The following is an 8990-nucleotide window of genomic DNA, read 5'->3' as shown; positions in this document are numbered from 1 at the left end:
CGAAGGAACGCCGAGCCTTAGCGAGGGGCCGGACGCTTGGGCGAGCGTTTTTTGCTTCCTTTTTTAGGCGTTTGTAAAAAAGGGAGTCGCCGTAAGGGCGAAACCGCCAGCTGCCGTTACCGCAGCAACGGATATGTACTCAGTCAACAAGAACATGGTCGGCCCGAAGGCCGCCAAGATCCCGAATAATCCGGGGGTATGCCACAACAAAGGGGTCCCCCTCAAAAAACGATATTTCCGCCCGCCCCGCCAACAACGCTACCCTCCAAAAAACACCACCGCGCAAATCCCGGGGACTCCATGGAAAGAACCACCGTCAAACCACTCCTGCTCGCACTCGCCCTCGCCACAACCGCATCACTCGCACAAACCGCACAAGCCGCCACCACCCTGGTCTACTGCTCCGAAGCCAGCCCCGCCGGATTCGACCCCAGCCAATACACCAGCGGCACCGACTTCGACGCCTCCGCCGAAACCGTCTTCAACCGCCTCACCCAATTCAAACGCGGCGGCACCGAAATCGAACCCGGCCTGGCAACAAAATGGGACGTGTCCGAGGACGGCCTCACCTACACCTTCCACCTGCGCGACGGCGTGAAATTCCACACCACCGACTACTTCACCCCCACCCGCGACTTCAACGCCGACGACGTGCTGTTCACCTTCCAGCGCCTGCTCGACCCGGAAAACGCCTTCCGCAAGGCCTACCCCGCCGAGTCGCCGTACTTCACCGACATGGACCTGAACACCACGATCAAAAGCATCGACAAGATCGACGACCACACCGTGCGCTTCAGCCTGAACAACGTCGACGCCGCGTTCGTGCAAAACCTCGCCATGAGCTTCGCCTCGGTGCAGTCCGCCGAATACGCCGCCCAACTTTTGAAAGAAGGCAAAGCCGCCGACCTCAACCAGAAACCGGTCGGCACCGGCCCGTTCGTGTTCAAGCGCTACCAAAAGGACTCGCAGATCCGCTACGCCGCCAACAAGGCCTACTGGAAACCCGAGGACGTGAAACTCGACAACCTGATTTTCTCGATCACCCCGGACGCCGCCGTGCGCTTGCAGAAACTCAAGGCCGGCGAGTGCCAGGTCAGCGGCTACCCACGCCCGGCAGACATCGAAGTGATGGAGCAAGACCCGAATCTAAGGGTGCTCAAGCAAGCCGGTTTCAACCTCGGCTTCCTCGCCTACAACGTGACCCACCCGCCGCTGGACCAGCTCAAGGTGCGTCAGGCGCTGGACATGGCCATCGACAAGCCGGCGATCATCAAGGCTGTCTACCAGAGTGCCGGGCAACTGGCGCAGAACGCTTTGCCACCGGCGCAATGGTCGTATGACCCGAGCATCAAGGACGCCCCGCACGACCCGACCAAGGCCCGCGCGCTACTGAAAGAAGCAGGGGTTGCACCTGGCACCACCATCGATTTGTGGGCCATGACCGTGCAGCGCGCCTCCAACCCCAATGCGCGGATGTCGGCACAGATGATCCAGCAGGATTGGGAGAAAGTCGGGATCAAGGCCAACATTGTCAGCTATGAATGGGGCGAGTACATCAAGCGCGCCAAGAACGGCGAACATGACGCGATGATCTACGGCTGGACCGGCGACAACGGTGACCCGGACAACTGGCTCGGCGTGCTCTACAGCTGCGCTGCGGTGAAAGGTAGCAACTACGCCAAATGGTGTGACCCGGCCTACGACAAACTGGTGCAGCAAGCCAAGGTGTCCACGGACAAACAGCAGCGGGTCAAACTGTACCAACAGGCACAGCAAATCCTTAAGCAACAAGTACCTATCACACCGATTGCCAACTCGACGGTGTTCCAGCCACTGCGCAAGGAAGTCACCGACTTCAAAATCAGCCCGTTTGGCCTCACACCGTTCTATGGTGTGGGTATAAATAAGTAACACCAGGCTCCAACCGGGTGCGTCGGACGCCCCGGTTGCCCCTTATCGGTGCGCGTTTTGCACCGTAAAAAACCTGTGCAAACGGTCAAATACGTCACTATTTATACATATGCGACATTAAGGTACGTTCGTGCCACTCTTTAGGACTTGTGACCACTCAGGATCTTGCATTGGGTATGGCCCCTGCATAAGTATCCGCAGGTCGACTCACGAGGTCGTCCTCTAATTCCAAAAATGACAACAAATCATGAGGCCACCATGCTTAAACACGCGGTCATTCCGTTTTTAGTCGGCGCAAGCCTGTTAGCCAGTGCACCTTTCGCCCAAGCGGCGACGAACCTGGTGTTCTGCTCCGAAGGAAGCCCGGCCGGTTTCGACCCAGGTCAGTACACCACCGGAACCGACTTCGACGCCTCTGCAGAAACCATGTTCAACCGCCTGACCCAGTTCGAGCGCGGCGGCACCGCCGTGATTCCTGGCCTGGCGACCAAGTGGGACATCTCCAGTGACGGCCTGACTTACACTTTCCACCTGCGTGAAGGCGTCAAGTTCCACACCACCCCGTATTTCAAGCCGACGCGTGAGTTCAACGCCGACGACGTGCTGTTCACCTTCAATCGCATGATTAACAAGGATGACCCGTTCCGTAAGGCCTACCCGACCGAATTCCCGTACTTCACCGACATGGGGATGGACACCAACATCACCAAGATCGATAAAGTCGACGACCACACCGTCAAGTTCACCCTCAAAGATGTAGACGCCGCGTTCATCCAGAACATGGCCATGAGCTTCGCCTCGATCCAGTCCGCCGAGTACGCTGCCCAGCTGCTCAAGGAAGGTAAGGCTGCCGACATCAACCAGAAACCGGTCGGCACTGGCCCGTTCGTGTTCAAGAGCTACCAGAAAGACTCCAACATCCGCTACACCGGGAACAAGGACTACTGGAAGCCTGATGATGTGAAGATCGACAACCTGATCTTTGCCATCACCACCGACCCGTCGGTACGTATCCAGAAGCTGAAGAAGAACGAGTGCCAGATCACTCTGTTCCCGCGTCCAGCCGACCTGAAAGCGCTGAAAGAAGACAAGGATCTGAAGCTGCCTGACCAGGCCGGTTTCAACCTGGGTTACATCGCCTACAACGTGATGGACAAGGTCAAGGGCAGCAACGAGCCGAACCCGCTGGCCGACCTGCGAGTTCGTCAGGCGCTGGACATGGCAGTCAACAAGCCGCAGATCATCGACTCGGTTTATCAGGGCGCAGGCCAACTGGCCGTCAACGCCATGCCGCCGACCCAATGGTCCTACGACACCACTATCAAGGATGCCAAGTACGATCCTGAGAAAGCCAAGCAGCTGCTCAAGGAAGCCGGCGTCAAGGAAGGCACCGAAATCGTTCTGTGGGCGATGCCGGTACAGCGTCCGTACAACCCGAACGCCAAGCTGATGGCTGAAATGCTCCAGTCCGACTGGAAGAAGATCGGCCTGAACGTCAAGATCACCAGCTACGAGTGGGGCGAGTACATCAAGCGTTCCAAAGGTGGCGAGAACCAGGCCATGATCATTGGCTGGAGCGGTGACAATGGTGATCCGGACAACTGGCTCAACGTGTTGTTTGGTTGCGACTCCCTGAGTGGCAACAACTTCTCCAAATGGTGCGACAAGAAATTCGACGGCCTCGTCAAGGAAGCCAAACGCACCACCGATCAGGCCAAGCGCACCGAACTGTACAAACAGGCGCAACACGTCCTCAAAGATGCTGTTCCAATGACACCTATCGCTCACTCGACGGTGTTCCAACCCATGCGCGCCAACGTGCAGGACTTCAAGATCAGCCCATTTGGCTTGAACTCCTTCTACGGCGTCAGCGTCAGCAAATAAGAAAAGGCAGCGGCGACGTTTCAGCGTCGCCGCTGCTTTTTTCTGCCGAGAAGCTAGGAATCTGCCTACATCCAAATCCGCTGTCTGATGCAGCCAGGGGTTAGGACGCGTTGCCTTTTCCTACGAGTCTTTAGGACTCAGCGCATTTACTGCCAGACCCACGGCACCTACCGTCGGGTTCTGACCAGTGATTGTGTGGGCAATCGGTTTGCTGCCCGTATTGGTTTGAGCTCAATGCAGCCACAACGTCCCCGGACGGGATCGCGGCGCATTGAATAACACTACAAAAAGAGGGAGCGTCATGCGCCATTCCTTGGTTTTATCCGCATTGCTGGGCACCGGCCTGTTGGCCGCCACTTCCATCAGCCAGGCCGCCAACAACAGCCTGGTGTTCTGCTCCGAAGGCAGCCCCGCCGGTTTCGATACGGCGCAGTACACCACTGCGACCGACAACGACGCCGCCGAGCCGCTGTACAACCGTTTGGCAGAGTTCGAAAAAGGCGCCACTAATGTCGTACCAGGCCTGGCAACCCGCTGGGATATTTCCGAGGACGGCCTCAAGTACACGTTTCACCTGCGCGAGGGGGTGAAATTTCACACGACCAAATACTTCACGCCGACCCGCGACTTCAACGCCGACGACGTGCTGTTCACCTTCAATCGCATGCTCGATCCGCAGCACCCTTTCCGTAAGGCTTATCCGACCGAGTTCCCGTATTTCAACGGGATGAGCCTGAACAAGAACATCGCCAAGGTCGAGAAGACCGGGCCGCTGACCGTGGTGATGACGCTTAACAATGTCGACGCCGCGTTCATCCAGAACATCGCCATGAGCTTCGCCGCCATCCTGTCCGCCGAATACGCCGACCAGTTGCTCGCGGCCGGCAAGCCGAGCGAGATCAACCAGAAGCCGATCGGCACCGGGCCGTTCGTGTTCAAGAGCTACCAGAAAGACTCCAACATCCGTTACAGCGGCAACAAGCAGTACTGGGACCCGAGCCGGGTCAAGCTCGACAACCTGATTTTCGCCATCAACACCGACGCCTCGGTGCGCGTGCAGAAGCTCAAGGCCAATGAATGCCAGATCACCCTGCACCCGCGCCCCGCCGACGTGACCGCACTGAAGAATGATCCGAAACTGCAACTGATCGAGAAACCCGGCTTCAACCTCGGCTACATCGCCTATAACGTCCGGCACAAGCCTTTCGACCAGCTCGAAGTGCGCCAGGCGCTGGACATGGCGGTGAACAAGCAAGGCATTCTCAACGCCGTCTATCAAGGCGCCGGTCAACTGGCGGTCAACGCCATGCCACCGACCCAGTGGTCCTACGACGACACTATCAAAGACGCCGCCTACAACCCGGAAAAAGCCAAGGAACTGCTCAAGGCTGCCGGCGTGAAGGAAGGCACCGAAATCACCCTCTGGGCCATGCCGGTCCAGCGTCCGTACAACCCCAACGCCAAGCTGATGGCCGAAATGCTCCAGGCGGACTGGGCGAAGATCGGCCTCAAGGTCAAGATCGTCAGCTACGAATGGGGCGAGTACATCAAGCGCACCAAGAACGGCGAACACGACATCAGCCTGATTGGCTGGACCGGTGACAACGGTGACCCGGACAACTGGCTCGGCACGCTGTACAGCTGCGATGCCATTGGCGGCAACAACTACTCCATGTGGTGCGATCCGGCCTACGACAAGCTGATCAAGCAGGCCAAGGTCGTCACCGATCGCGACCAGCGCACCGTGCTTTACAAACAGGCGCAGCAGTACCTCAAGCAGCAGGTGCCGATCACGCCGGTCGCCCATTCAACGGTCAACCAGCCGTTGAGCGCCAAAGTCGAAGGGTTCAAGGTCAGCCCCTTCGGTCGCAACGTGTTCTCGGGCGTCAGTATCGACCAATAACCGATTAGCCAGAAACGCTGGGGGCGGATTCCGCCCTCACGCAAACGTATTGCCGTAATTCGTCAATCCGGCCTACAGCAAACGTTTGCGAAGCCTGAATGAGTTCTAAACCAAATAGCCGGATCACCACATAAGACCGGCATTAAAAAAAGAAAGTAAAGGAGCTTCACCCATGAAACTGAGCAGCACCGCGTTATTGGCCTTGGCCATCAGCAGCGTGACCGCCACGGCTTACGCTGAATCCCAGAGCCAGGCGTTCACCCCCGTTACCGTGAAAGAGAAAAGCGCCCAAAGCGAAGCCACTGGCTTTGTCGAAGGCCAATCGATCACTGGGAGCACGCGTAACTGGTACGCCAACGAGCAACTGAAGCGCGGCGGCAAGTTCGCTTACAAGAAGGACGGTGTATCGACCCCGACTGATCGTCGTATCAACTGGGTTCAGGGCACTATCGTCAAGTACAACTCCGGTTTCACTGAAGGCACCGTGGGTTTCAGCACTGAAGTGGCGGCCTACAACGCCATCGCTCTGGATCGTGATCGCAAGGACCTGGCGTCCAACAACGGCGGCGCTCCGACCACCCGCCCTGGCGCGGGCAACAACCGTACGCTGACCAAGGAAGGCGGCGACGCACAAGGTCAGTGGAGCAAACTGGGGCTGGCCAACGTCAAGGCCCGTATCTCCAACACCACGCTGACCGCCGGTCGCCAGAACTTCAGCAGCCCGATGGTCGATGTCATCGGTAACCGTGCCCTGCCTTCGAGCTTCGAAGGTGTAAGCCTGCACAGTGAAGAACTGGAAAACCTGACCTTTGACCTCGGCACTTTCGACCGCAACTCTCCGCGTACCGAAGAAAGCCAGCGCAAGTTCCGTTCCGAATACGGCGACACTCATGCCGAAGCCGATCACGTCAACACTGCCGGTATCACTTACCAGCCGTTCGCCAGTCTGACCACCAGCCTCTGGGGCACCCAGGCCGAAGACCTGTGGAATCAATACTACTTCGGCGCCACCCACGTATTGGGTGACAGCCAGGTCCTGAGCCTGACCACCGGCCTGAACTACTACAAAACCGTGGACCAAGGTAAAGCCAAGCTCGGTGAGATCGACAACGACACCTACTCCCTGTCGTTCGGCCTGACCCACCAGGCCCACAGCCTGACCTTCTCGTACCAGGAAGTGAACGGTAACGAGTACTTCGACTACCTGCACGAAACCAACGGCATTTACCTGGCCAACTCCCTGCTGTCGGACTTCAACGGCCCGAACGAGAAATCCTTCCAGATCGCCTACGGCCTGAACATGGCCGAATACGGCGTGCCAGGCCTGAAGTTCAACATCTACCAGGCTCGCGGCTGGGGTATCGACGGTACTCACTACAACAGCACCGGCTATTCCGACGTGAAAGCGATGGACGGCGAGCATCACTACGAATACGGCATCGGCGCTTCGTACGCGGTACAGAGCGGCCCGCTCAAGGCCACCACTGTTCGCGCGACCTACACCGCACACCGTGCCAGCGAAAACCAGGCGGATGGCAGCATCAACGAGTTCCGTCTCGTGACCACCATCCCGTTCAAGATTTTGTAAAACGCACGCCGGCGGCTGACTCATGACGAGTCGGCCGTTCGGTTTTTTCCTGTTCAACCGATTGCAGAGGGTTCTTGATGAAAATGCTTCCCCTACGAGCGGCCATCGCTGCCGCGTTGCTGAGTGTCGCTGTTGGCGTCTCGGCCAAACCCTTGGTGGTCTGTACCGAAGCCAGCCCGGAAGGCTTCGATATGGTCCAGTACACGACTGCAGTCACAGGCGATGCAGTGTCCGAAACCATCTTCAATCGTCTGGTGGCCTTCAAGCCTGGCACCACCGAAGTGATTCCTTCGCTGGCCGACTCCTGGGACATCAGCGACGACGGCCTGACCTACACGTTCCACCTGCGCAAAGGCGTCAAGTTTCACACCACCGATTACTTCAAGCCGACCCGCGACATGAATGCCGACGACGTGGTCTGGAGCTTCCAGCGTCAGCTGGACCCGAACCATCCGTGGCACAAGAAATCGAGCGTGGGCTTCCCGTACTTTGAAAGCATGGGCTTCAAGGAACTGCTCAAAAACGTCGAGAAGGTCGACGACAATACGGTCAAATTCACCCTGACCCGCCGTGAAGCGCCGTTCCTGGCCGACATCGCCATGGCCTTCTCCTCGATCTACTCCGCCGAGTACGCCGACCAGTTGCTCAAGGCCGACAAGACTGGCGACCTGAACAACAAGCCGGTCGGCACCGGCCCGTTCATCTTCCAGCGCTATGCGAAAGACGCTCAGGTGCGTTTCAAGGCCAACCCGGACTACTTCCTTGGCAAGCCACCGGCTGATGCGCTGGTCCTGGCGATTGCCACTGACAACAACGTGCGCCTGCAAAAGCTCAAGGCCAACGAGTGCCAGATCGCGCTGTACCCGAAACCGGATGACATCCCGAGCATCAAGAAAGACACCAACCTGAAGGTCGACGAACTGAACGCGATGACCGTCTCCTACGTCGCCATGAACACCGCACGCCCGTACATAAGCGACGTGCGAGTGCGCAAAGCCATCGACATCGCGTTCGACAAAGAGGCATATGTCAACGCGCTGTTCGGCAAAGGCAATGCGACGGTGGCGGTCAACCCGTACCCGGACACCCTGCTGGGCTACAACCATAAACTGACCAACCCGCCTCGCGACCTCGACAAGGCTCGCGCCCTGCTCAAGGAAGCCGGTGTGCCGGATGGCACCGTGTTCACCCTGTTCACCCGTAACGGCGGTGGCCCGACCAACCCTAATCCGATGCTCGGCGCACAAATGATGCAGGCAGATCTGGCCAAGGTCGGAATCAAGGTCGATATTCGTGTCATGGAATGGGGCGAAATGCTCAAGCGCGCGAAAAACGGCGAACACGACATGGTGTCCGCCGGCTGGGCGGGCGACAACGGCGACCCGGATAACTTCCTGACGCCTATGCTCAGTTGTGAGGCGGCCAAGAACGGCGAAAACTACGCTCGCTGGTGCAATGAAAAGTTCCAGACGCTGATCGACGAAGCACGGGCCAAAGTGAACCCGGCCGAACGAACGGCGCTCTACGAACAGGCCCAGGACATTTTCAATCAGGACCAGCCATGGATCAGCATGGCGCACACCCGCATGTTCACTGCAATGCGCACCAATGTAGAGGGCTATCACATTAGCCCCCTCACCACTAACAACTTTGCCACCACCCAGGTGAAGTAGATAAGAAACGCCCGGCATCGCTGACCCCAGC

At 58.2% G+C, this 8990-nt stretch carries 5 protein-coding genes; all 5 read left to right on the top strand.

Annotation, left to right across the window (positions count from 1 at the left end; all coding sequences use genetic code 11):
* The first annotated feature begins 300 nt into the window (after positions 1 to 300).
* The 5 genes from PMI21_RS04295 to PMI21_RS04315 all read left to right on the top strand — a co-directional run bounded on the left by PMI21_RS04295 (position 301) and on the right by PMI21_RS04315 (position 8959).
* Complete coding sequence (locus PMI21_RS04295) at positions 301 to 1911, top strand: ABC transporter substrate-binding protein (protein ID WP_007941114.1); 1611 nt, start codon at positions 301 to 303, stop codon at positions 1909 to 1911.
* A gap of 258 nt (positions 1912 to 2169) precedes the next feature.
* Positions 2170 to 3795: an ABC transporter substrate-binding protein gene (locus tag PMI21_RS04300; protein WP_007941113.1), complete on the top strand. Its 1626-nt coding sequence runs from the start codon at positions 2170 to 2172 to the stop codon at positions 3793 to 3795.
* A 301-nt stretch (positions 3796 to 4096) separates the two neighbouring features.
* Positions 4097 to 5698: an ABC transporter substrate-binding protein gene (locus tag PMI21_RS04305; protein WP_007941112.1), complete on the top strand. Its 1602-nt coding sequence runs from the start codon at positions 4097 to 4099 to the stop codon at positions 5696 to 5698.
* A gap of 172 nt (positions 5699 to 5870) precedes the next feature.
* Entirely contained in the window at positions 5871 to 7286 is a 1416-nt protein-coding gene (locus PMI21_RS04310; protein WP_007941110.1) for an OprD family porin, read from the top strand.
* Positions 7287 to 7363: 77 nt separating this feature from the next.
* The gene (locus tag PMI21_RS04315; RefSeq protein ID WP_007941109.1) at positions 7364 to 8959 is read left to right on the top strand and encodes an ABC transporter substrate-binding protein; all 1596 of its coding nucleotides are present in this window, start codon (positions 7364 to 7366) and stop codon (positions 8957 to 8959) included.
* The last annotated feature ends 31 nt before the right edge of the window (positions 8960 to 8990 follow it).

This window comes from Pseudomonas sp. GM18 (genome assembly GCF_000282195.1).
Classification (GTDB): Bacteria; Pseudomonadota; Gammaproteobacteria; order Pseudomonadales; family Pseudomonadaceae; genus Aquipseudomonas.
Note: the sequence above shows the minus strand (reverse complement) of the source record. Positions and strands in the feature narration are given on the sequence as shown.